Genomic DNA, 22,082 nt, shown 5'->3' with positions numbered 1-22,082 from the left:
ACTACGTTGGGCCGGTGACCCAGCGCAGCGTCCCGGTCGACGCATACATCATCGGTGCCGGCCCGGGCGGCCTGGCCGTCGCCGCCGCCCTCGAGGCCCGTGGCCTGCACGGCGTGGTCCTCGAGCGGAGCAACGGCGTCGGCACGTCGTGGCGCAGCCACTACGACCGGCTGCACCTGCACACACCGCGTGAGCTCTCCGGCCTTCCGGGCTTCCCGATCCCGAAGGAGATGGGCCGCTGGGTCGCACGCGACGACGTCGTGCGCTACCTCGAGCTGTATGCCGCCCACCACCGGCTCGACGTGCGCCTCGGCACCGCGGTGCGCCGGGTCGACCGCTCCGCGGACGGTGAGTCGTGGACGCTCACGCTCGCGGACGGGACGACCCTCACGGCGCCGTACGCCGTCGTGGCCACGGGCTTCAACCACACGGCTCGCGAGCCGGACGTGCCTGGCCTGCAAGGATATTCCGGTGAGGTCGTGCTGGCTCGGGACTACCGCAACGGGTCGGCCCACGCCGGCAAGGACGTCCTCGTCGTGGGCACGGGCAACACCGGCACCGAGCTGGCCGTCGACCTCGTCGAGCACGGCGCCGCGCGCGTGCGCCTGGCCGTGCGCACGGTGCCGCACATCCTGCGACGCAACACGGGGCCGTATGCCGCTCAGTACACCGGCATCGCCGTGCGGCGGCTGCCCACGGCCTTCGTCGACACGGTGGCACCGATCGTCGGCCGGCTGCAGACCCCTGACCTGTCGGCGCAGGGACTGCCGCGTCCCGACACCGGCCTGCTGACCAGGGTCGAGCGCGACAACGCGATCCCGGTGCAGGACGTCGGCATCATCGACGCGATCCGGACCGGCGCCGTCGAGCCGGTGGCCGCGCTGCGGGAGTTTGACGGGGATGCCGTCGTGCTCGCGGACGGCACACGCCTGACGCCCGACCTCGTCGTGCTCGCGACCGGCTACAGCCAGGGGCTCGAGCCCCTCATCGGGCACCTCGGGGTGCTCGACGAGAAGGGGCGCCCGGTCGAACGCGGCGGGCGCACGGCGCGCGGCGCCAGAGGCCTGTGGTTCACCGGCTACACGAACCCGATCTCCGGCATGCTCCGCGAGCTGTCCATCGACGCCCGCAAGATCGCCCTGGCCATGGCCCTGCGCAAGCGCCGCGAGATCAAGGCCCGCCGCAAGGCCGCCTGACCCACCACTGACCCGCCACAGACCCGCCACAAACCCGACCGAACGCCGCGTTCGCTCTCGAACTCACTGTTAGAGCCCTGAGTTCGAGATCGAACGCTGCGTTCGGTTCGGGATGGGGGCGCGCTCAGGGGCGGTGCTGGCCGCCGAGGTTGAGGAAGGCGGCGGCGACGTCGTCGGTCTCCGCGACCGAGCGGGCCAGGGCCTCGTCGCTCGGGAGGCCGGCGGCCAGCAGCTCGTGGTGGCGCGTCATCGTCGTCGCGGCGACGTCGTCGGGCACGGGCGAGACCGCCGCGACGACCGAGCGCGCGCCGAGCGAGAGCAGTGAGAGCGCCAGACCGAGGGACTCGTGCCCGGGGCGGGGCGAGGTGAGCCCGACCTCGCACGCCGAGAGCACGACGTGGTCGGCACGCACGCCGGTGGGCTGCAGCTCGTGAGCGAAGACGGGCCCGTCGTGGAGCACGAGCGAGGAGAAGAGCGGCGACTCCACCTGGTGGGTGCCGTGCGCGGCGACGTGGACGACACCCGGGCGGGCGAGTGCCCCGACGAGGTCGGCCCGGCGGGACGGCTCGGCGAGGTGGGCGACCTCGCCCCACGTGCCGACGATCGTGCGGCCCTCGCCCGACGCGCGAGGCACGGACGGGCCGACGCTGACGTGGACGGGCCCCCGACGAGGAGCGTCCCCCGCTGGTGCGGCGCGGCGGGTGAACGACGTCAGCGACAGCGCCACCGTGAACGGCCGTCCGGTCATCGACGGCAGGAGCGCCCACGGGAGGGCCGACAGCTCGGGGCACGTCACGACGACGAGCCCACGGTCGGTGCGCCACGGCCGCAGCAGGCCGTCGTCGAGCTCGGTCGCGCTCGAACGCAGCGACGACCAGACGGCGCCGGCGAGCGGGCCCAGGTGGTGCGTTGCCGCGGCCCGCAGGTCGACGCGGATGCGTTGGGCGAGCTCTGCGGCCCGGTCGGCCGGCATGAGGTCACGCATCGTCGCGCGACCACCGACGACCCCGACCGCACCGATGCGGCCGCGGTGCCGGAAGAACCACACGAGGTCGCGGTCGACCCGGCCGAGGTGCTCGCGCGCCTCACGGACCCGCACCGGCACCGCGCGCGAGGCCCCACCGCTGCGGCTCAGGGCCCAGTCGCGGTCTCGGATCTGCCGCTCGAGGCGCGAGGCGTGGTCGTGCAGCTCGCGCGCCTGCTCCGGGTCGCCCTCGCCGCGCAGGTGCCCACGGACCGCGCGCAGCTGCTCGGTGAGCTGGGCGAGCTGCTCGTCGTCGGGCCGTCCGAGCGAGGGCAGCCGGTCGGTCGCGCTGCGCCACCGCTCGAGGGCCTCGAGCACCGCGCCGCTGCCCCGGGGTACGGCGAGCTCGAGGTCGAGCTCGGAGAGCCGGGCGCCGTGGACCGCGCGGGCGGTGCGCAGGTCGAGGCTGGCGCTCCCCTCCTGGCCGGCTGCGAGGCGACGGGAGGCCCGAGCGAGGATGCGTCGGGCCGGCGCGAGGTCACCGGTGGCGACGAGCGTCATCGCGGTGACGACGGCGGCATCGAGCTCGTCGGAGAGCGACCCGGTGGAGACCCGCTCGAGACCGAGCAGCCTCGTGTTGGCTCCGGCCGGGTCACCGGCGAGCAGCAGGGCCTGCGCGGCGACGACCCTGGCACTGTCGGCGAGCTCGGAGTCGCCCAGCTCGGTCGCCGTCTCCGCGAGATCGTCGGCGGTCGCCGCCGCCGCGAGCGCCACGGTGGCGTCCCCGACACCGACGACCTGCCGGACGAGCTCGGCGTCGGGATGGGCGTCCCCGACCCCATGACGGCCGTCGCGCTCCCGACCACGGCGGGTGCGCCGCTGGCGGTCCAGCTCGACGAGGAGGCCGACGAGCATCGCCTTGGCAGCCCACGCGGTCGCCCCGATGCGGGCGTACGTCTCGCGAGCCGACGCCGCGGCCGAGGCTGCCAGGTCGAGGTGGCCGAGCAGCCGGTGGGCGCGCGCGAGTGCCAGCTCGAACTCGGCCCGCATCTGGTCGTGGCCGTCGCCCTCGAGGGTCTCGAGGCCACCGTGCAGCGCCTCGACGGCCTCCTTGACGAGGCCCGCCTCGAGCAGCACCTGGGCGCGGTCGAGGCGCGCCGGTCCCGTGAAGACGTCGGACTCCAGCTCCTCCGCGAGCGCCATGCCGGCGAGGGAGCGCGGGATGTCACCGAGGAGGTAGGCGGCATACCCCTCGTTGTGGCGGGCCATGAACTCCTGGGCCACCCCACCGAGGTCGTGCGCGAGGCGCGCCGCCTCGGCGAAGGACTCGAGCGCCTCCTGCGGCCGCAGCAGCTCGAAGGCGAGCATCCCGCGACTCAGGTGCACCGAGCACTGCTCGCGCTCGGTGAAGGCGTCGAGGCGGCGCACCGCCCCCTCGAGCCCGTCCCATGCCGAGGCGAGGTCACCGACGCGGCCGTGGATGTTGGCGCGCTGGTAGTCGAGCCGGGCTCGGAGCGCCTCGTCGCCGAGCTCGTCGACGAGCACCTCGGCCTCGGAGAGCCGGGCCAGGGCGGCCTCCACCCCGGACAGCATGAACTCCGTCAGGGCGAGCGTGATGAGCGTCTTGCAGCGCAGCTCGAGCCGGTCCCGGGAGGGCGCGGCGCCCGCCACGCGCTCGATCTCGTCGAGGGCCGCCGTCAGCGAGCGCGCTGCGTCAACCGGCCTGCCGGCCATGTTGTCCGCGGCACCCTGCTCGCGCAGCGTGCGTGCACTCTCGAGCAGATCGATGGCTCCCGCCCGGCCTCTCCCTAGGGGCCGGTCACCACGTCAGGCCGGATCGTCAGATCTGGATGGTGGGGGTGATGACCGGTCGCATGTCCTCGTTGCCCGGGTCGGTGACGACGAAGTGCACCGGCCCATGGGGTAGATCATCCAGAACAAAGCGCCCGTTCGCATCCGAAATCACCGTTGAGCTGCCGTCGGTCGTCACGGCCTCGATCTGCGCGCCCGGTGTCGTGACCCAGCCGTCGACGCGCACGCGGTCGTCGGCGTCGTCCGCGTCGTCGGAGTCCGCGGGACCGGACGAGACCATGAGGCTCACCGAGGCGGCCGTGAACGTCACCGAGTCGGTGGGCGTCGGCTCGACCTTCGTCTCCGCGCCGCGCGTCGTCAGCAGGGCAGAGTCCATGAGCTCGGCGACCTCGGCGTGCAGCGCGTGGACGGTGATCGCGAACTTGACCCGCTCGGCGAGGTCGCTCGGGACGGGGTCGGCGTGGCCGAAGAGGTCACGCACGTGGTGGAGGTTGGCGATGTCGCGGGCATCGATGGCGTCAGTGTGAGATGTCATGTCAGACCGCCCATCCGGGGTCGGTGCCGAGGGTCGTCCTCAGCTTCTGGAGGCAGCGGCCACGGGTCGGGCCGATGCTGCCGACCGGCATCCCCAGCGACTCCGCGATGGCGGCGTAGTCGGGGCGGTCGGCGAACGCGATGACCCGGAGCAGCTCCTGGCACCGCGGGGAGAGGGTCGAGACGTGCTTCCACAGCACGCGCTGGCGCTCCGAGAGGATGGTCTGCGCCTCGGGGTCGAGCTGCTGCGCCGGGGCCTCCGGCACCTCCTCGACACCGAACTCGCGCCTGGCCCCGCGGGCGAGCCGCCAGACCTCGCGCTTGACGACGACGACGAGCCAGCCGAGCACCGCAGCCGGCTCGTTGATCGAGTCGGCCCGGTCGACGAGCTGGAGGAACGCCGTCTGGATGGCGTCCTCGCACGTCGCCGGCGCACCGCCCTGGGACCGTGCGGCGTTCCACAGCACGGGGGTCACGAGGTCGACGAGCTCGGAGAGCCGCTCGCGCTCGCCCGCGCGGTAGGCGGCGAACGCCTTGCCCGCGAGGGTCCCGAGGCCGTCGGGGGCGGTGGGGGTCGGCGTCATGATCGCGCCCTTCCGATGCAGGTGCGCAGCGCACGGATGGCGCGCTTGCGCATGACGGGGGACGAGACGTCGGCCAGGCCGCCCTCGTCGATGAGGGCCGCCGCGAGCTCTGCCGCGAAGACCGGGGTGGAGAAGGACGTGCCGCTCCAGACACCGAAACCACCGGTGTAGTCGTCGGGGTCGACGGTGCAGCGCACCGTGCCGTCGGCCGAGACCTCCGACGACGGCTGGCCCATGCCGTTGGTGAGCGGCAGGGTGCTGACGACGGAGACGCCGGACCGCACGGCGCTGACCACGGTGAGGTTGTTGGAGAAGAGCGCGACGGTCACCCCGTCGGGGTTGCTCGCTCCGACGCTCGCGAGCGGTGGGACCGACTTCGCGGTGACGCGCTGCGGTGGCGCCGCCGCGAGCGCCGCCGGGACGAAGGGCGCGTTCGTGCCGTCGTTGCCGACACCGGCCACGACGAGGACGCCGTGCTCGCCGAAGCGGTCGAGCAGGTCGGCGACGGGGCCGGACGTGTAGCTGCGGTCCTCGGCGTAGTAGCCGAGGGAGAGCGAGACGACGTCGACCACCTCGGACGCGTCGTCGTGCTCCTGCCCGTGGACGTGCCGGTCGAGCAACGCCTGGAGGACGTCGAGCATGACGCTCTCGTCGACGACGCCGTCGTCACCCATGACAGGGATGGAGAGGATCGTCGCCTCCGGGCAGCCCTGGCGCACGAGGCCGGCGATGAACGTCGCGTGCCCCTGGAGCAGCCCGACGGGCTCGCTCGGGGCCGGCACGGAGATCGGTGGGTCGACCGGCTTCGGCGTCTTCACCGGCACGAGCCGGCCGTCCTTGAGCTCGAGCCGCACGACCCCCTCGCCGTCCTTGAACCAGGGGTGCGCCGCGACCGCCGTGTCGGGCACGACGACGACGGGGCTGCGGTCGACGGGACGTGCCCGCAGCCGCGGGTCGGGCAGGGCCAGGGCCACCGGCATACGGCCGCCCCGCCCGGGCACGGAGTACTCCTGCAGCGCGGATCCGCCGACGCCACCCCAGTAGCCCCCGACGCCACCCCAGTAGCCGCCCACGCCACCCCAGTAGCCCCCGACGCCGCCCCAGTAGCCGCCCACGCCGCCCCAGTAGCCGTCTGCCGGGCGCAGGACGTGCTCGAGGCTCAGCTGCTCGGCGATCGGCTCGCCGGACTGGCGCAGCCGCTGGAGCACGCTCCACGCGTCGACAGGGTCGATCGAGCGGGTCGGCCGGAGCGTGATGCTCGTGCCCCAGGAGGGCTGGTCGAGGTCGCGCGGCCCACCGTCGGGCCGAGGCGTCACGGTGAAGTCGAGCTCGAGCTTGCCCAGCGCCGTGCGCAGGTCCTCGAGTCCTCGCGGCCTGCCCCCACCCGACGGAGTGCGCACGAGGAGGCGGTCGGAGAGGTAGAGGGCGGGAAGCGGCGGGCGACCGTCGGTCAGGCGCATCGCCGTGGCCGGGTCGAGGGCGCGGACGGGCGGACGTTCGGGGCGGCGGGAGCCGCCGGCCGCGTTCTCGCCGGTCGCTCCCTGTGGGGCGTCGGGACCCGACTCTGACATCGACAACCTCCTGAGGGGCGGATGGTGTTGGAAAGACCCTTACACCCGACTGAGTGTGCGTGCGCGTTTTCCTGATACATCGGGCCTTCCGAACTTTTTCGTCCGGAGACGTATCAAGCCCGGACGGGACGACTCTGGGTGGTCAGGGGGAACGGTCACCGGGCTGCAACGGGGCGCTGCGGAGGGGCAGCAGGCCCGGTGACCTGCACAGGGGTTCGGGACTTCCAGGGGGCGGTCCCGTCCGTGGGGCGCCGGGCCTGGCAGCACCGGCGCCCCCTCCCCTGCCCTCGCGCGCAGGGCGTACCTCGGACGGGCAGGGCCCGCGTATGCCGTCGCCGCGCGTCGCGCTCGCGCGCTCACTCCCGGCGGCGCATACTTCTCGAACGTGCGCGGACGTCGGGACCGCGCGACGTGAGCTCAGGGGAGTCAGGGTGCAGGGCATGGCAGGCGTTCGGAACAGTCACGATCGACGGGGCGGGATCGCCTCTGCTGCAGCGGTGGTCGTGCTCGGCCTGACGTTGGCGGCGTGCAGCGGCACGACACCGCAGACGACGTCAGCCGTCGAGTCGCCCACGGTCACGGCCACGGCGACGGGCACCGTCCAGCCCGGCCCCACCGAGCCGATCCCGACGGTGACGGCCGACCCGCTCACCCCGACGAAGCCCACCCCGCGCCCGTCGGCCACGCCCAGCGCGACGCCGACGACACCGGCTCCGACGCCGACCGACCCGGGGAGCGTCGCGGGGGCGTGCGAGCGCACGCTGCCGGCATACCCCGTGCTCGAGCCGGGCGCGACGGCACCGGCGGTGCGGTCGCTCCAGTGCTTCCTCAACGACGCCGACTACGGCCCGGTCGCGGTCGACGGCGTCTACGGCGCCCAGACCCGCGCGGCCGTGACGAAGGTCGAGTCGACCTTCGAGGGGCCGGCGCCCAAGCCGGGCCGCATCGACGCCGGCATGTGGGTGCTGCTCATCTCGCGCTCCCTCGGTGACGGCACGCTCAAGGTCGGCTCGAAAGGCGCCGACGTCGTGACGCTCCAGCGGGCGCTGCGGGCCGCGGGCGGCACGATCACCGTCGACGGGGACTTCGGCTCCGAGACGAAGAAGGTCGTCAAGCGCTTCCAGCAGGCCAACCGCATCGGGGACGACGGCGTCGTCGGCGACGAGACGCTCTTCCTGCTCAAGATGGGTGCGACGATCGGCTGAGGCCGAGGCGGCCGGACCGCCCGAGGAGGGCCGGTCAGGCGCGCAGGTCGTCGAGCCAGGTCCTCGCGCGATCGAAGTCGTCGTCGGACGTGCCGGGCCGTGCGTCGGGGCGACCCCCGTCGGCCCGCGGGTAGGACCCGAGGAACCGCACCTCGGCACACACCCGCCGCAGGCCCATGAGGGTCTCGCCGACGCGCGCGTCGAGGACGTGGCCCTCGAAGTCGATGGAGAAGCAGTACGAGCCCATGGCCACGCCCGTGGGCCGTGACTCGAGGCGGGTCATGTTGACGCCGCGGACGGCGAACTGCTCGAGCAGCTCGAGCAGGCCACCCGCGTGGTCGTCGCGCTGGAAGAGCACGACCGTCGTCTTGTCGGCGCCGGTCGGCTCGGGCAGCGTGCCGGGTCGCGCGACGAGGACGAAGCGCGTGACGGCCGACGTGTTGTCGCCGATGTCCTCGGCGAGGATCTCGAGCCCCTCGTTGCGGGCCGCGGCGGGCGCGCAGACGCTGGCGTCGAACATGACGTCGCCCGGCTGCCCGAGCGCGGCGGCGCTCGCGGCCGTCGACAGGGTCGGGACGTACTCCGCCTCGGGAAGGTGCTGCCCCATCCAGCCGCGCACCTGGGCCCAGGCGTGCGAGTGGGTGCCGACCGTGCGGACCGTGTCGAGCGGCACACCCGGCCGGGCGCAGAGGACGAACGTGATCGGGACGAGCACCTCGCCGATGACGACGAGCGGCTCCCCCGTCGCCAGCGAGTCGAGGGTCGCGGACACGCCTCCCTCGACGGAGTTCTCGATCGGGACCATGGCGGCGTCGATGTCACCGGTCCGGAGCGCCGAGAGCGCCGCGTCGACCGAGCCGAACGGCAGGTGGTCGCGGCCCTCGGCGGCGTCCCAGGCGTCGAGCGCCATCTGGGTGAAGGTGCCACGCGGCCCGAGGTAGCCGAAGCGGTGCAGCTGGTCTGGCGTGCGGGGCGGCGTCACGACGCGTCCTTCGTCCGGTCGGGCAGGCGGGTCGCCGAGGCGAGCGCCTGCTGCTCCTCGGGGGTCAGGGTGATGCTCGACTTCCCGCCGACGATGCCCTTGGCATACGTGCGGGACTCGCCGCGGGCGTGGATCGAGCTGATCACGATGCCGTCCCCGAGGTCGTCCACGATGGCGGCCGAGAAGGACAGTCGCCCGCCCATGTCACCGAAGGCGTCGTAGCGCACGACGGCGACGTTGCGCAGGCTCTGGCGCACGTCGTCCTCGGCGCTCGCCACGTGCTCGCGCAGGCGGGTCAGCTCGGCTGTGAGCCGGTCGATGCGGTGGTTCTGGGTGGCGGCCACGCGCGCGATGTCGGTCTGGCCGCCGTCGTCCAGGGCGGCGAAGTCGCGCCGGACCCGGGAGAGCTGCAGCTGGGCCCGGACGGCGAGCGCGAGGGCGAGCAGCGCGACGACGACGGCGGCGATGGCCAGGGTCGTCAGCGTCGAGGCGTCCACGATCGGAAAGGGTAGCCGCGCCGGTCGCCCGTGGCCTTCCGATTCCAGCCCGTGACCTCGCCCTCCACGGACAGGCTCGGTTTGTAGTCTGTCCCCCGTGATCCGCCGCCACCCCGTCAAGACGCTCGTCGTCCTGCTCCTGGTGATGGTGGCTGCGCTCACGCTCGCGTACGTCAAGCGCACCACCGTCCCCGTGCCGCCCACCTCGCAGCCGAAACCGGGCGAGTCGCTCGTCGTCGTGGGGCTCGGAGGCCTCTCGTGGGACGACGTCTCGGCCGAGGACACGCCCATCCTCTGGGGCCTGCTCCGTGACGGCTCGGCCGCGTCGGTGTCGGTCAAGAGCCTGCGGCTGACGACGTGCCCGACCGACGGCTGGGCCACGGTCTCGGCCGGTGAGGCGGCCGGCCCGGACACGACCGAGTCCCGCCCGCAGTGCACGCCACTGCCGCCCGTCGCGGGTGACGCGACGACCGGCTACCGCGTCATCGGCTTCGACGCGCTCGCGGCGGCGTCGCGCGAGGCGGAGTTCCGGGCACGGCTCGGCCTGCTCGGCGACAGCTTCGCGGCGGCCAAGACGTGCATCCAGGCCGTCGGCCCGGGCGCCGGCCTCGCCGCCGCAACGGGGGACGGCAAGGTCGCGAAGTACTCCCCCTTCCAGGCGACGACCCTCGTGTCCGACCTGGCGCAGTGCCCGGTCAGCATCGTCGACGTCGGCGGCATCAGCTCGACCGACCCCAACCCGACGCGGCACCTCGAGCAGATCAACGGCATCGAGCGCCGGATCGAGCTCGTCATGGACGCCATGCCCAACGGCGCCGACCTCGTCGTCGCCGGGCTGGCCGACCGTGACCAGCAGGAGCGTCTGCGGCTGCTGACGGCGAGCGGACCGCACTACGCCCCGGGCCTGCTCGCATCGGCCTCGACGCGCATGGTCGGGATCGCGCAGCTCTCGGACATCACGGCCACGATCCTCCAGCGCGGCGGCGTGGAGCCGCAGGCCGCCATCGGCGGCCGGGCGCTCAGCGTCGTGCCGTCGGCCAACAACAGCGAGTCGACGGCCGCGGCCAAGCTGACGGTGCTCACCGACATCGACACCAAGGCCGACGCGATGCACGACGTCGTCGCGCCGTTCCTGCTCATCTGGCTCGTGGGCACGGCCCTGGCGATGCTCGTGCTGTGGCTCGTGATGCGCCGGGCCCGACCGTGGAACCGCCGCTTCACGCGGGCGCGCGTCCTGCGCCTCGTGCGCCTCGTCGGGCTCGTCTCGGCCGCGATGCCCGCCGCGACCTTCCTGGCCAACCTCGTCCCGTGGTGGCGCTGGTCGACGAACACCGTCGTGCTCGTGGCGGTGCTCCTCGTCCTCGTCCTCGCGATCAGCTCCGTGCTGACCCTCGCGTGCCTCCAGGGCCCGTGGAGCAGCTCGGCCCTCGGCCCGCTGGCTGCGATGTCGGCCATCACGGCGGGCGTCATCGGCATCGACCTGCTGACGGGCTCACACCTGCAGATCTCGTCGATCTTCGGACTCCAGCCGCTCGTCGGAGGCCGCTTCTACGGCATGGGCAACGTCGCCTTCGCGTTGTATGCCGCCGCCGTCCTGCTGCTGTGCGCCGCCATCGCGCACGCGCTCGTCAGGCGGGACTCCCCGCGGCTCGCCGTCTTCGCGGTCGTCGTCATCGGGGGCGTGGCGCTGGCCGTCGACGTGCTCCCCGCCTGGGGTGCCGACTTCGGTGGGCCGATCGCGCTCGTGCCGGCCCTCGGCTTCCTCCTCATGGGCGTCATGGGCTGGCGCACGTCGGTGCGCAACGTGTCGATCGTCCTGCTCGTCGCGGGCCTCGTCGTCGGGCTCGTCTGCTACCTCGACTGGCGCCGGCCTGAGTCCGAGCGCTCGCACCCGGGGCGCTTCCTCCAGACCGTCATCGACGGCGGTGCCTGGGACGTCATGTCGCGCAAGCTGTGGGCCAACGTCTCCCTCGCCGTGCACCTGCCGGTGCTGCTCCTCGTCGTCGTCGCCCTCATGGTGGTCGTCGTCATGATCGTGCTGCGCCCCGGCATCCTCGGGACCGAGCCGCTCCGCCGCCTGCTCGAGGAGGCCCCGCTCATGCGACGCGGCCTGCTCTCGGTCATCGTCATGGCCGTCATCGGCTTCCTCACCAACGACTCGGGCGCGGCGATCCCACCCGTCGCGGCGATCTTCACCGTGCCGCTCGTCGTGTCGGCGGTCATGCACTTCCTGTCCATCGAGGCGCGCAACGCCCCCGTGCGCCGGCGCCGCGACCGCCACCACATCTGAGGAGCGACCCCATGGGCGAGCAGCCCGACGTGCACGCCGAGCCGGCCGAGCTGGCCGCGCTGGCCCGTGACATCGACCGGGTCTGCCGCCTCGAGGGCGAGTTCGTCGTCCGGTCCGGCGCCGTCGTGTCGGAGTACTTCGACAAGTACCTCTTCGAGTCCGACCCGCTGCTGCTGCGTCGGGTGGCCGCGGCCATGGTGCCCCTCGTGCCGGCCGACACCGACCTGCTGGGCGGTCTCGAGCTCGGCGGCGTGCCGATCGCGACGATGATGAGCAGCCTCACCGGCCTGCCGGCGCTCTTCGTCCGCAAGGCACCCAAGGCGTACGGCACGCGCCGGCTCGCCGAGGGCGCCGACGTGGACGGTCGACGGATCACCCTCGTCGAGGACATCGTCACGACGGGCGGCGCCGCCCGGGACGCGACGGTCGCGCTCCGTGGGCAGGGCGCCACCGTCGAGGTCGTCGTGTGCACCATCGACCGCAGCGAGCCGGGGGCCAACCGCCTCCACGAGCTGGGGCTCGAGACCCGGTCCGTGCTGACCCGCGCCGACCTCGACGCCGCGCGAGCGACCGCGCGCCCCTGAACGGGCCGGGTCAGCCGGGGCCGAGGCGGCGACGCAGCCGGCGGACGCCGAGGGCGAGCGCGACGTCGCGGTACTGACCGGCCCGGTGCACCTGCGCGCGCCAGTCGGTGCCGGTGACCCGGTGCTGGAGGTCGCACGGCACCTCGAGGATGGTCAGGCCGGCGTCGAGCACGTCGACGGTCATGCCCACCTCGACGCCCCACCCGCGGGCGAAGGGCGTGGCCGCGGCGATCGCCGCCGGCGAGAGGCAGCGCATGCCCGACAGCGGCTGCTTCGGGGACCAGCCGGTGAGCTCCTCGATGCCGCGCCGGGCCAGGCCGACGACGAGGCCGTGTCCGCCGGCGCTGCCCTTCTGCTCGGGCAGGGTGGCGATCGTGAGGTCGGCCTCGCCGCGGGCGACGGGTCCGACGAGGGCACCGACGGCCTGGGCCGACGCCTCGAGGTCGGCGTCGACGAAGAGGACCGACGTGCCGGCGTCGAGGCGCCCGACTCGGCGCAGCCCGGACACGCGGCCGAGGCCGCTCATCATCGCGTCGGCCTTGCCGTGGTTGCGCACGTGGCGCACGACCTCGGCCCCCTCGCGGGCGGCGATCACGGCGGTGCCGTCGGTCGACCCGTCGTCGACGACGACCACCGCGGACACGCCGGGAATCGTGCGCACGCCCCGGATGGTCTCGGCGATCCGGGCCGACTCGTCCTTGGCCGGGATGACGACGGCGACGGACAGCGGTGGGGTCGTCATCGTCGCGCGTCTCCTCAGCGCAGGGTGACCTGGCGGTTGGTCAGCCCGGCCTTCGCGCCGCGCTCGGCCGCATTGAGCGGCTCGGTCGAGGCGGCCGCGGCGTCGATCTTCGTCTTCATGGCCGCGACGGCGTCCTCGAAGTCGGCGGCGGCTGAACCGGGGTCGACCTCCCACACCGGGATGAGCAGCCCGCTCGAGCGGAAGCAGCCGAGCAGGCGGCCGTCCTCGCCGAGGTGGCTCTCGCCGGCGGCGTGGAGGCGGGCCAGGGCGCCGGTCGCGGTGTCCTCGTCGAACGGCAGCACCCAACGCACGTAGGTGCGCTCGCCGATGCGGCACCAGAAGGCGGACGGCGCGGCGTCGAGCTTGACCGTCGGGATGGCCGACTCGTTGGCGCGGTCGAGCGACTCCTTGCCGTCGGCGTCGAGATCGGCGTCGGCAACCCAGAAGTCGAAGCCCTCGTGCAGCTCCATCTCGAAGGCCGCCTCGGTGTCGAGGATGTCCTGCAGGCGCGGGGTGTCGGCCATCGAGACCGGCAGCGTCGTCACGGGCGAGCCGGCCTCGGCGACGGACGCGAGCGCGATCGCCTGGGCGATGTCGCGGCTCGTGTCGCCGCTCGCGTTGCCGGACTGGATGCCGACGAGCACCTCGCCGTTCTCGCGGTGCAGGCCCGGCCAGGCGAGGGGGAGCACGGTCGCGATCGTCACCTCGTCGGGCGCGTCCTCGGGCGCCTGACCCTTCGCGAAGCGCACCGTGGCGGTCGCGGCCGGGACGATCTCGCGCATCGCGACCCAGTCGGTCTCGTTGGGAAGGCCCTCGAAGGGGCGCGCCACGAACGGGGCCGGAAGCGGACGTGCGGAACGGTCTGCGCGCTCGCTGCGCGGTCGACGTGATGCCTTACCCATGCGCGCCACCCTAGTGGCCGGGGCGGGGTCAGCCGAACGCGGTCGCGAGCGGGGCGAGGGCCAGCACGTCGTCGGGCCCGTCGAGCCCGACCGGAGCGACGAACGCGGTGGTGACCCCGAGGTCGGCGAGGCCCGCGAGGCGGGGCGCGTGCTCCGCCGCCGTGCCGGCGTGGTGTCGCGCAGCGAAGGTCGCGGCGGCCGTGCGACCCCGGTGTCGCTCGACACGGGCCCAGACGTCGTCGCGGTCCCGGCCGACGAGCGGCAGGTCGAGCACCGTCGCGTGGACCGATGCCGGGTCCCGACCAGCCTGCCCCACGAGCGCGAGGTAGCGCACCACCTTGGCGAGACCGACCTCGTCGGAGGGCACGTTGCAGCCGTCGCCGAGCCGGGCCGCGATGCGCAGCGTCCGGTCGCCGCCGCCGCCCACGATGACCGGGATCTCGCCGACCGGCCTGGGGTACGACGTCGTCTCGGGCAGCGAGACCCGCTGTCCGGCATACGGTTTGGTGCCGGGTGCCCAGAGGGCCTTCATCGTCTCGATGCCCAGTTCCAGCGCGTCGAGTCGTGTTCGCGCAGAAGGGAACCCGAGGCCGTATGCCGCGTGCTCGCGCTCCCACCAGCCCGCGCCGACACCGACGAACGCCCTCCCACCCGTCAGCGCCGACAGTGTCGCCACGGCCTTGGCCGTGATGCCCGGGGCCCTGAAGGTGACGGGCGTGACCAGGGTGCCGAGCTGGAGTCGGGTCGTAAAGGCGGCGAGGGCGCCGAGGGTCACCCACGGCTCCGGGATCGGGTCCCACGCGCGGCCGACCTGAGGGATCTGGATGAGGTGGTCCATGAGGGCGAGGCCGGCGAGCCCGGCCTCCTCGGCCGCTGCGGCCATGTCGCGAAGCCAGACGAGCAGGTCACCCTCGGCCGGGAAGCGCGAGAGCTGGAGCACGACGCCGCGCAGGCCCGACGGTGCCCCGGCCGATGCTGGAGGACGGGCAGGCTCGAGCGCGGGCCCGTCGGTGGACGACTGGTCCACGGCGACCCGCACGACCTGCCAGCCCTCGGCATCGAGCACGTCGACCGTGGCCGCGACCGACGCGAGCTGGCTCGTGAGGGCGCGGGCCGGGACCGGGCGGTCGCGGGCAGCGTTGCGCGCACGGCATACGCCCGCAGGGGTGTCGAGGACGACCGCGACGGCCGGGAGTCCCACGGCCCGAGCGGCGTCCCGCCACGCGCGGCGCCGGATGGCGTCGGTGCCGAGCGTGTCGACGACGGTCGTGAGTCGGCGACCGAGGCGGGCGGCGACGACCTGCTCGAGCAGCGCGAAGGCATCGGCCGAGGCGTCGAGGTCGTGCTCACCACTGCCGACGACGGCGCGCAGCGCGTCGGACGAGACGACCTCGGCGTCGCGGTAGCGCGAGGCCGCCCACGTCGACTTGCCCGAGCCGGAGGCGCCGACGAGGACGACGAGCGCCGGGTCGGGAAGGGACACGACGCGGGTTGCCAGAGGCTCAGTGCGAGCGGCGGCGCGAGGGACCGCCGAGCGAGGCCCAGACGGTGCGGCCGTGGGGCTCCTCGATGACGCCCCACTCGTGGGCGAGGGAGCGGACGATGCGCAGACCGCGGCCGCCCGGGGCCCACATCGTCGGGGGCGCGGGGCGTGGTGCGGTCGGACCGCCGCCGTCGGAGACCTCGACCTCGACGACGTTGTTCTTGACCTTCCAGTGGATGCGGATCGCACCGTCGGAGAGGGGTTTTGCGTGGCGGATGGCGTTGGCGACGAGCTCGCTGACGACGATCTTGGCCTCGTCGATGACCTGCGGCGAGACCTCACGGGCCAGGAGGTCCTCGACGAGCTCCTTGCGGATCCGAGGAGCCGCGGACGGCGCCCACTGGATGCGGACGGTGCGCTTCTCGCCCAGCGGAACGGCCGGGACGTTGCTCATGGATCTCCTCGCGATCGCGTTGGCTCGTCGGGCGTCCACATCGGTGTGGGACGCCGAGCCGCTCCCCTGTGTGCTCGCCACGTCAAGTCCTCCTCACGGGCGATTCGCATGCCCCCGTCGTTGAACGCTAACGAAACCTGCGCCGTACCTCAATGAAGTGCGAGTTTTTCCCGTGCCGCTGACCTGCCGATTCGTCCGTATCCAGACATCTAGCGAATGTCGTAGAGGGCTGGATACGGCGGAAGCCGCGGGCTCGCACTGCGGGGCCCTCGCACCCGCCCCGCCCTTACCCACCCGCGGACGTCTTGGACAGCTGCTTGCATCACGAACAGTCGCGATATATCGTCGACCTATCGCGACTGTTCGTGAGCCGCGTTCGTAGAAGGAGAACCACCATGCACGGACACCACCACCACCGACGCGAGTCCGGCTGGGACGGCAACTGGGGCGGCGGCTGGGGAGGCCAGGGCAACGGCCCCGGCTTCGGACCCGGCCGTGGCCCCTGGGGCGGTCCCGGAGGTCCCGGCCCCGGCGGCCGTGGCCGCCCCGGCCCGCCCCCGTGGGTCGCCGACCTCGTCCGCCACTTCGGCGGACCCGGCTTCGGCCCCGAGTTCGGCGGACGCCGCGGACCCCGCGCCCGACGCGGCGACGTCCGCGCCGCCATCCTCGACGTCCTCGCGGGCGACGAGATGAACGGCTACCAGCTCATCCAGCAGATCTCCGAGCGCACGAACGGTGCGTGGAAGCCGAGCCCCGGCTCGGTCTACCCGACCGTCCAGCAGCTCGAGGACGAAGGCCTCGTCGAGGGCCGCGACGTCGAGGGCCGGCGACTGCTGCGCCTCACCGACGCGGGTCGCGCCTACGTCGAGGAGAACGCCGAGGAGATGGCCGCCACCTGGCGGCCCTTCGAGGAGTCGACCGAGGAGGACGCGCCCCGCCCCTCCGGCGGTGCCAACGACCTCATGCCGCTCGTCGGCCAGGTCATGGGCGGGATGTGGCAGGTCGTCACGACCGGCACCTCCCAACAGCGCGCGGAGGCGGCGGAGATCCTCACGGAGACCCGACGCAAGCTCTACCGCCTGCTCGCCGACGGCGACCCGGAGTAGGCCTGACAACCACCGGTCCCACCTGCACCCCGAGCGCGCTCAGTCGCGCTCGGGGTGCAGCACGAAGAAGCCGAGGTCGCGCCCACCGGCACGTTCCTCGTAGGCCGTGTAGCCGCGGTAGTACTCGAGCGCCGCCTCGCGCACGCGCTCCTTGTCGGGCCCCTGGACCTGCTCGGCCCTGACCCGGTGCACGACGCCGTCGACCTCGAGCGAGGCCTGCGGGTGCGCACGGAGGTTGAAGTACCACGCCGGCGGCCTCGCCGAGCCGTAGCGGGAGGCGATGACGCCCCACCCGTCCTCGAGCGGCGCGAGCATGAGCGGCACGGTGCGGGGCTGCCCGGACCGTGCACCCGTCGTCGTCAGCATCCCGACGGGGACGGCGGCGAGCCACTGGCTCGGCAACGTCCGGCCGGGCGCGAGCCGGTGGGCCAGCAGGTCGAGCCGGTGGAGCACGCGCTTCGAGACCCACGCACCCGGCCGGGAGGCGACGGCGGACCGCAGGGCGCGTTGGACCGGGTTGGCGTCGTCGACCGGGCGCAGCTGCATGGGTGCAGCGTAGGACCGTCGGGTGGCGTTGCGGGGTCGTCCGGCAGGATGGTCGGGTGCCCACGCCCGCCGCCCCCTCCGGCCTCCTCGTCGCCGGCACGTCGTCCGACGCCGGCAAGTCCGTCATCGTCGCGGGACTGTGCCGGGCCCTCGTGCGCCGTGGCGTGCGGGTCGCCCCGTTCAAGGCGCAGAACATGTCGAACAACTCGATGGTCTGCCTCGACGGCGGCGAGATCGGCCGGGCGCAGTGGCTCCAGGCCGTCGCCGCCCGCGTCGAGCCGACCACGGCGATGAACCCCGTGCTGCTCAAGCCGGGCACCGACCGCCGGTCGTTCATCGTCGTGCGGGGCGAACCGGCCGGGACGCTCGAGGCGGGGCAGTATGCCGCCGGGCGCGCCCACCTGGCCGACGCCGCGTTCGCGGCCTACCGCGAGCTCGCCGACGCGTACGAGCTCGTCGTGTGCGAGGGCGCCGGCTCCCCCGCCGAGATCAACCTCCGCTCGGGCGACTACGTCAACATGGGACTGGCCCGCGAGTTCGGCCTGCCGGTCGTCGTCGTCGGTGACATCGACCGGGGCGGCATCCTCGCCTCGCTCTACGGCACGTGGGCGCTCCTCGACGAGGACGACCGGGCGCTGCTCAAGTCCTTCGTCATCAACAAGTTCCGCGGCGACGTGTCGGTGCTCGAGCCGGGACTGGACGCCATCACGGACCGCACCGGCGTGCCGTTCCACGGCGTCATCCCGTGGCTGCTCGACGTGTGGCTCGACAGCGAGGACACCCTCGAGGTCGGTCACTGGCGGGCCTCGACCGCGCTGTCCGCGACGTCTCGCGACCGGCTCAAGGTGGCGGTCCTCCGGCTCCCCCGCATCTCGAACGCCACCGACGTCGACGCCCTCGCCGCCGAGCCCGGCGTCGACGTCCTCGTGACGATCGACCCGGCCGTCGCCGAGGCCGCGGACCTGCTCGTCCTGCCCGGATCCCGTTCGACGGCAAGCGATCTCGAGTGGCTGCGCGAACGGGGACTCGCCGAGGTCGTCGACCGCCGCGTCGCGGCCGGACGTCCGGTTCTCGGCGTGTGCGGCGGCTACCAGATGCTCGGGCACGAGATCGAGGACGACGTCGAGGGCCGCGTCGGAGTCGTGCCCGGACTCGGGCACCTGCCCGTGCGGGTCGAGTTCGGCGAGTCGAAGGTGCTCGCGCGGCCCGAGGGGTCGTGGGGCCAGCACGCCGTGGACACCGCCTACGAGATCCACCACGGCATCGCGCGACGGCTGCCCGACGGTCACCCTGCGACCGTGGAATCGCCTGCAGCGCAGGGCTTCCTCGACGGCTGGACCGTCGGCCGGGTGTGGGGCACGATGTGGCACGGCGCCTTCGAGAGCGACGACTTCCGTCAAGCCTGGCTCACGCAGGTCGCCCGCGCGGCAGGATCGGAGTGGCAGCCCCACGCCGACGCCCCGGGCTTCGCGGTGCGGCGCGAGCGGATGCTCGACACCCTCGGCGACGCCCTCGAGGAGCACGTCGACATCGACGCCCTCCTCTCCTTCACCCGGATGGGAGCCACGCCATGATCGAGCACATCCGTGTCATCGGGATCGGCATGGGCGACCCGGGGCACGTGACCGGCGAGGCGGCCCGCGCCCTGGCCACCGTCGACGTCTACCTCGTCGCCGACAAGGGCGACGCGAAGTCCGACCTCGTCGCCGCCCGGCAGGCCGTGTGCGACGCGCTCATCCCCGCCGAGCACGCCTACCGCGTCGTGGAGGTCACCGACCCGCGACGGGGGCCGGACGCCGAACGCGACGCGACGGCATACGACCGCGGGGTGCGCGACTGGCACGCGGCCCGCGTGGACGCGTACGCCGACGTCATCGACGGGCTCGACGACGGCGAGACGACGGTCGGCTTCCTCGTGTGGGGCGACCCGGCCTTCTACGACTCCACGATCCGGGTCGTCGACGCGCTCGTCGAGCGCTACGCCGCAACGGGGTTCACCGTCGAGCACGACGTCATCGCCGGGATCAGCGCGCCGCAGCTGCTCGCCGCGCGGCACCGCATCCCGCTCAACCGGATCGGCGCGCCGATCCACATCACGACCGGCCGACGGCTGCTCGACGAGTACGACCCCTCGCTCGGTGATGTCGTCGTCATGCTCGACGGGCACCTCGCGTGCGGCGAGCTCGCCGGCGCCTTCCCCGACCTCGAGCTCTGGTGGGGTGCCTACCTCGGCACGCCCGACGAGCTGCTCGTGCACGGACGTCTCGCCGACGTCGTCGGCGAGGTGCGGCGCCTGCGCGCCGAGGCCCGCGAGCGCCACGGCTGGGTCATGGACACCTACCTGCTCCGGCCGCCGGCGGACGCGCCCACCGGCCCCCGCCCGAGCCCCTTCCCGCAGACGGAGCCGCTGACCGACGGAGTCGTCACGCTGCGGCCGATGACCGCTGCCGACTGGGAGACGGTGCGGGACGAGCACAACAACGAGGAGTCGCTGCGCTGGGACTTCGCGGGCCAGCCGCTGACCGACGACGAGGCGCGCCGCCGGGCGGCCTCGGCCACGCTCGAGTGGCGCCGCGGGCGGGCGGCGCGATTCGTCGTCGTCGACGCCGCCTCCGGTGAGGGTGCGGGCGTCATCGGCGTCCTGCGGATGGGACCGCCCGGCACCGGGCTCATCGGCTACGGCGTGCTCCCGGCCTTCCGGGGGCGCGGGTTCACGACCCGGGCCCTGCGACTCGTGTCGCGGTGGGCGCTCGAGGAGACAGGGCTCGCCCGGCTCGAGCTCGGCCACAAGGTGGGCAACGAGGCCTCGGGCCGGGTGGCCGCCAAGGCCGGCTTCCGGGCCGAGGGCCGGCTCAGCGGCCGTCTGCCCAACCCGGACGGCACCCGCTCCGACGAGATCTACTACTCCCTGACCCGCGAGGCCTTGAGGCCAGAGGCCCCGGCCTGAACCTTCAGACCCGGGCGAGGAAGTCGAGGACGCGCTGCTGCACGAGCGCGGCGGCCTCGGGGTCGTAGGCCGTCGTGCTCGCGTCGGCGAAGAGGTGCCCGCACCCGGCATACGTGAAGAGCTCCCCGTCCTCGGCGGCGGCGACGACGGCGCGGGCCGCGTCGACGTCACCCTCGTCCATGAAGAACTCGTCGGCCTCGCCGCCGTGGATCTGCACGGGGACGCCTGCGGGCCAGTCGGGGGCGAACTCGCCGAGCGGGATGGCCGAGTCGAGCAGGACGGCGCCGCGCGCGCCCGGCCGGGTCTGGGCGAGCCGCTGCGCCGCCATGACGCCGAGCGAGAAGCCGGCACAGACGAGGTCGTCGGGGAGACCGTCGGCCGCAGCGACCCCCTGCTCCTGAAGGGTGCCGAAGCCGATCGAGCGGGCCTTGGCCATCCCTTCGTCGAGGGTCGCGAAGCTCTCGCCGCCATAGAGGTCGGGCGTGTGGACCGTGTGGCCCGCGGCGCGGAGGGCGTCGGCGAAGGCGAGGAAGCCCGGTGTCTGGCCCTGGGCGTGGTGGAGGAGGAGGACGTCGGCCATGCTTGCTCCTGTGCTCGATGTTTTCCCTGCTGTTGATCCAACAATCTAGACTGATCCAACAATGTCGATCAATAGCCCGCAGCTTCCCGACTACGAGCTCCCCGACGCGGTGGAGCTGACGACGCCTGCCCAGCTGCGCGCCATCGCCGATCCGCTCCGCTCGTCCCTCCTCGACCTCGTGCTCGAGCGGGCGGCCACCGTGGCCGAGCTGGCCGCCGCCGTCGGCCGGCCCAGGAGCACCGTCGCGCACCACGTCGGCGTGCTCGTCGACGCCGGCATGCTGCGGGTCGTCCGGACCCGACGGGTGCGCGCCATCGACGAGCGCTTCTACGGTCGCACCGGCCGCACCATCACCATCGGCGTGTCCCGCCACCCCGGCGACCCGACGGTCCCCGTGTGCGTCAACGGGCTCTCGGTCGCCGCGGCCGAGTCGGTCCCGGCCCACGAGGACGACACGCTCTACTCGACGCTCCGGCACGTCCGGATCCCGAGGGAGAGCGCGTCGGAGTTCTGGCGCCGCGTCGAGGGGCTCGTGCGCGAGTTCACCGCACTGCCGCGCTCCGGCGACACCGTCTACGGGCTCGCCGTCGGCCTCTACCCCACCGACCAGCCCGTCCTGCCCGAGGCCGAGCCTGCCGACGAGGAGGCACCATGACCGCCGACCCAGCCCCTCTTCGCGTCAGCGCCGTCTCGCTCGACTGCGCCGACCATGCCGCGCTCGCGACCTTCTACGCGGAGCTCTTCGACGGCACGGTGCTCTGGTCGCACGACCACGCGTCGGCTGTCGACGTGGGCGGCCTGGTCCTCGTGGCGCAGGGGGTCGAGGACCATCGCGAGCCGACGTGGCCAGACCACTCGATCGTGCACCTCGACGTCACGGTCGACGCCGACGACCTCCACGCCCAGACCGAGCGCGCCCGCGGACTGGGCGCGCGCCTCGTGGACCCGCAGCCCGACGCCCGCTGGCGCGTGCTGCTCGACCCTGCCGGCCATCCCTTCTGCCTGACGCCCTTCGCTCCCTGACAAAACGTCCAGACGTGGCCGCGTCCCGACATACGCTCTGGAGGTCAGGACATTGACGAGGCCGACGAGGCGGAGGAGGA

The 22,082-nt window shown here is 73.5% G+C and carries 21 protein-coding genes; 9 read left to right on the top strand and 12 right to left on the bottom strand.

The window, feature by feature from the left end:
- Nucleotides 1-14 precede the first annotated feature (14 nt).
- Nucleotides 15-1,196, top strand: a complete 1,182-nt coding sequence (locus AC1DW8_RS04315) for a flavin-containing monooxygenase (RefSeq protein ID WP_442296918.1) — start codon at nucleotides 15-17, stop codon at nucleotides 1,194-1,196.
- A 124-nt stretch (nucleotides 1,197-1,320) separates the two neighbouring features.
- Here the strand turns inward: AC1DW8_RS04315 and AC1DW8_RS04310 are convergent, their stop codons facing one another.
- From AC1DW8_RS04310 to AC1DW8_RS04295, 4 genes are all read right to left on the bottom strand, one after another.
- A complete protein-coding gene (locus AC1DW8_RS04310) occupies nucleotides 1,321-3,894 on the bottom strand; it encodes a CHAT domain-containing protein (protein WP_478092145.1) in 2,574 nt (857 codons plus the stop codon).
- A gap of 106 nt (nucleotides 3,895-4,000) precedes the next feature.
- Entirely contained in the window at nucleotides 4,001-4,507 is a 507-nt protein-coding gene (locus AC1DW8_RS04305) for a carboxypeptidase-like regulatory domain-containing protein (RefSeq protein WP_478092143.1), read from the bottom strand.
- Between the two features lies 1 nt (nucleotide 4,508).
- A complete protein-coding gene (locus tag AC1DW8_RS04300) occupies nucleotides 4,509-5,090 on the bottom strand; it encodes an RNA polymerase sigma factor (RefSeq protein WP_056774801.1) in 582 nt (193 codons plus the stop codon).
- Entirely contained in the window at nucleotides 5,087-6,661 is a 1,575-nt protein-coding gene (locus tag AC1DW8_RS04295; RefSeq protein WP_478092141.1) for a S8/S53 family peptidase, read from the bottom strand. Before AC1DW8_RS04295 ends, AC1DW8_RS04300 begins: the two co-directional genes overlap by 4 nt.
- 440 nt (nucleotides 6,662-7,101) lie before the next feature.
- On the opposite strand from AC1DW8_RS04295, the gene AC1DW8_RS04290 reads away from it, so the two are divergent.
- Nucleotides 7,102-7,866: a peptidoglycan-binding domain-containing protein gene (locus AC1DW8_RS04290; protein WP_478092139.1), complete on the top strand. Its 765-nt coding sequence runs from the start codon at nucleotides 7,102-7,104 to the stop codon at nucleotides 7,864-7,866.
- 34 nt (nucleotides 7,867-7,900) lie between these two features.
- Here the strand turns inward: AC1DW8_RS04290 and pheA are convergent, their stop codons facing one another.
- Nucleotides 7,901-8,848 (bottom strand): prephenate dehydratase, encoded by a 948-nt coding sequence (gene pheA, locus AC1DW8_RS04285; protein WP_478092137.1) that lies wholly within the window; start codon nucleotides 8,846-8,848, stop codon nucleotides 7,901-7,903.
- Nucleotides 8,845-9,345 carry a DUF4446 family protein gene (locus AC1DW8_RS04280; protein ID WP_056774809.1) on the bottom strand — a complete coding sequence of 167 codons (501 nt, stop codon included), beginning with the start codon at nucleotides 9,343-9,345 and terminating at the stop codon, nucleotides 8,845-8,847. Before AC1DW8_RS04280 ends, pheA begins: the two co-directional genes overlap by 4 nt.
- Before the next feature lie 97 nt (nucleotides 9,346-9,442).
- On the opposite strand from AC1DW8_RS04280, the gene AC1DW8_RS04275 reads away from it, so the two are divergent.
- On the top strand, nucleotides 9,443-11,635 hold the full coding sequence (locus AC1DW8_RS04275; protein ID WP_478092134.1) for a hypothetical protein: 2,193 nt from the start codon (nucleotides 9,443-9,445) through the stop codon (nucleotides 11,633-11,635).
- An 11-nt stretch (nucleotides 11,636-11,646) separates the two neighbouring features.
- A complete protein-coding gene (locus tag AC1DW8_RS04270) occupies nucleotides 11,647-12,219 on the top strand; it encodes an orotate phosphoribosyltransferase (RefSeq protein ID WP_056774813.1) in 573 nt (190 codons plus the stop codon).
- Nucleotides 12,220-12,229: 10 nt separating this feature from the next.
- On the opposite strand, the gene AC1DW8_RS04265 is transcribed toward AC1DW8_RS04270, so the two are convergent.
- Genes AC1DW8_RS04265 through AC1DW8_RS04250 form a run of 4 tightly spaced genes read right to left on the bottom strand, consistent with a single transcriptional unit; the run spans nucleotide 12,230 to nucleotide 15,800 of the window.
- Complete coding sequence (locus AC1DW8_RS04265) at nucleotides 12,230-12,961, bottom strand: glycosyltransferase family 2 protein (RefSeq protein WP_056825933.1); 732 nt, start codon at nucleotides 12,959-12,961, stop codon at nucleotides 12,230-12,232.
- A 14-nt stretch (nucleotides 12,962-12,975) separates the two neighbouring features.
- On the bottom strand, nucleotides 12,976-13,863 hold the full coding sequence (locus tag AC1DW8_RS04260; protein WP_056774819.1) for a DUF5926 family protein: 888 nt from the start codon (nucleotides 13,861-13,863) through the stop codon (nucleotides 12,976-12,978).
- A 28-nt stretch (nucleotides 13,864-13,891) separates the two neighbouring features.
- The gene (locus AC1DW8_RS04255; protein ID WP_478092131.1) at nucleotides 13,892-15,346 is read right to left on the bottom strand and encodes an LLM class flavin-dependent oxidoreductase; all 1,455 of its coding nucleotides are present in this window, start codon (nucleotides 15,344-15,346) and stop codon (nucleotides 13,892-13,894) included.
- A gap of 19 nt (nucleotides 15,347-15,365) precedes the next feature.
- On the bottom strand, nucleotides 15,366-15,800 hold the full coding sequence (locus AC1DW8_RS04250) for an ATP-binding protein (RefSeq protein ID WP_478092129.1): 435 nt from the start codon (nucleotides 15,798-15,800) through the stop codon (nucleotides 15,366-15,368).
- Between the two features lie 395 nt (nucleotides 15,801-16,195).
- On the opposite strand from AC1DW8_RS04250, the gene AC1DW8_RS04245 reads away from it, so the two are divergent.
- Entirely contained in the window at nucleotides 16,196-16,906 is a 711-nt protein-coding gene (locus AC1DW8_RS04245) for a PadR family transcriptional regulator (protein WP_056774827.1), read from the top strand.
- 39 nt (nucleotides 16,907-16,945) lie between these two features.
- Here AC1DW8_RS04245 and AC1DW8_RS04240 read toward each other — a convergent pair whose 3' ends face one another.
- A complete protein-coding gene (locus AC1DW8_RS04240) occupies nucleotides 16,946-17,452 on the bottom strand; it encodes a nitroreductase family deazaflavin-dependent oxidoreductase (RefSeq protein ID WP_056774830.1) in 507 nt (168 codons plus the stop codon).
- A gap of 56 nt (nucleotides 17,453-17,508) precedes the next feature.
- Here AC1DW8_RS04240 and AC1DW8_RS04235 point away from each other — a divergent pair, with 56 nt between their 5' ends.
- Both AC1DW8_RS04235 and cobF read left to right on the top strand, forming a co-directional pair.
- Nucleotides 17,509-19,026: a cobyric acid synthase gene (locus AC1DW8_RS04235; protein WP_478092125.1), complete on the top strand. Its 1,518-nt coding sequence runs from the start codon at nucleotides 17,509-17,511 to the stop codon at nucleotides 19,024-19,026.
- A complete protein-coding gene (gene cobF, locus AC1DW8_RS04230; protein WP_082622862.1) occupies nucleotides 19,023-20,399 on the top strand; it encodes a precorrin-6A synthase (deacetylating) in 1,377 nt (458 codons plus the stop codon). The genes AC1DW8_RS04235 and cobF overlap by 4 nt, the downstream gene beginning before the upstream one ends.
- Nucleotides 20,400-20,403: 4 nt before the next feature.
- Here cobF and AC1DW8_RS04225 read toward each other — a convergent pair whose 3' ends face one another.
- On the bottom strand, nucleotides 20,404-20,979 hold the full coding sequence (locus AC1DW8_RS04225) for a dienelactone hydrolase family protein (protein WP_056774835.1): 576 nt from the start codon (nucleotides 20,977-20,979) through the stop codon (nucleotides 20,404-20,406).
- A gap of 61 nt (nucleotides 20,980-21,040) precedes the next feature.
- Between AC1DW8_RS04225 and AC1DW8_RS04220 the strand changes: the two genes are divergently transcribed.
- Nucleotides 21,041-21,634: a helix-turn-helix domain-containing protein gene (locus AC1DW8_RS04220; RefSeq protein ID WP_056825925.1), complete on the top strand. Its 594-nt coding sequence runs from the start codon at nucleotides 21,041-21,043 to the stop codon at nucleotides 21,632-21,634.
- Nucleotides 21,631-22,002, top strand: coding sequence for a VOC family protein (locus AC1DW8_RS04215; protein WP_056774842.1), 372 nt, complete (start codon nucleotides 21,631-21,633; stop codon nucleotides 22,000-22,002). Before AC1DW8_RS04220 ends, AC1DW8_RS04215 begins: the two co-directional genes overlap by 4 nt.
- Nucleotides 22,003-22,082: the final 80 nt, after the last annotated feature.

The organism is Terrabacter sp. P2_E3, assembly GCF_056403915.1.
This window is presented reverse-complemented; position numbering and strand designations above follow the sequence as displayed.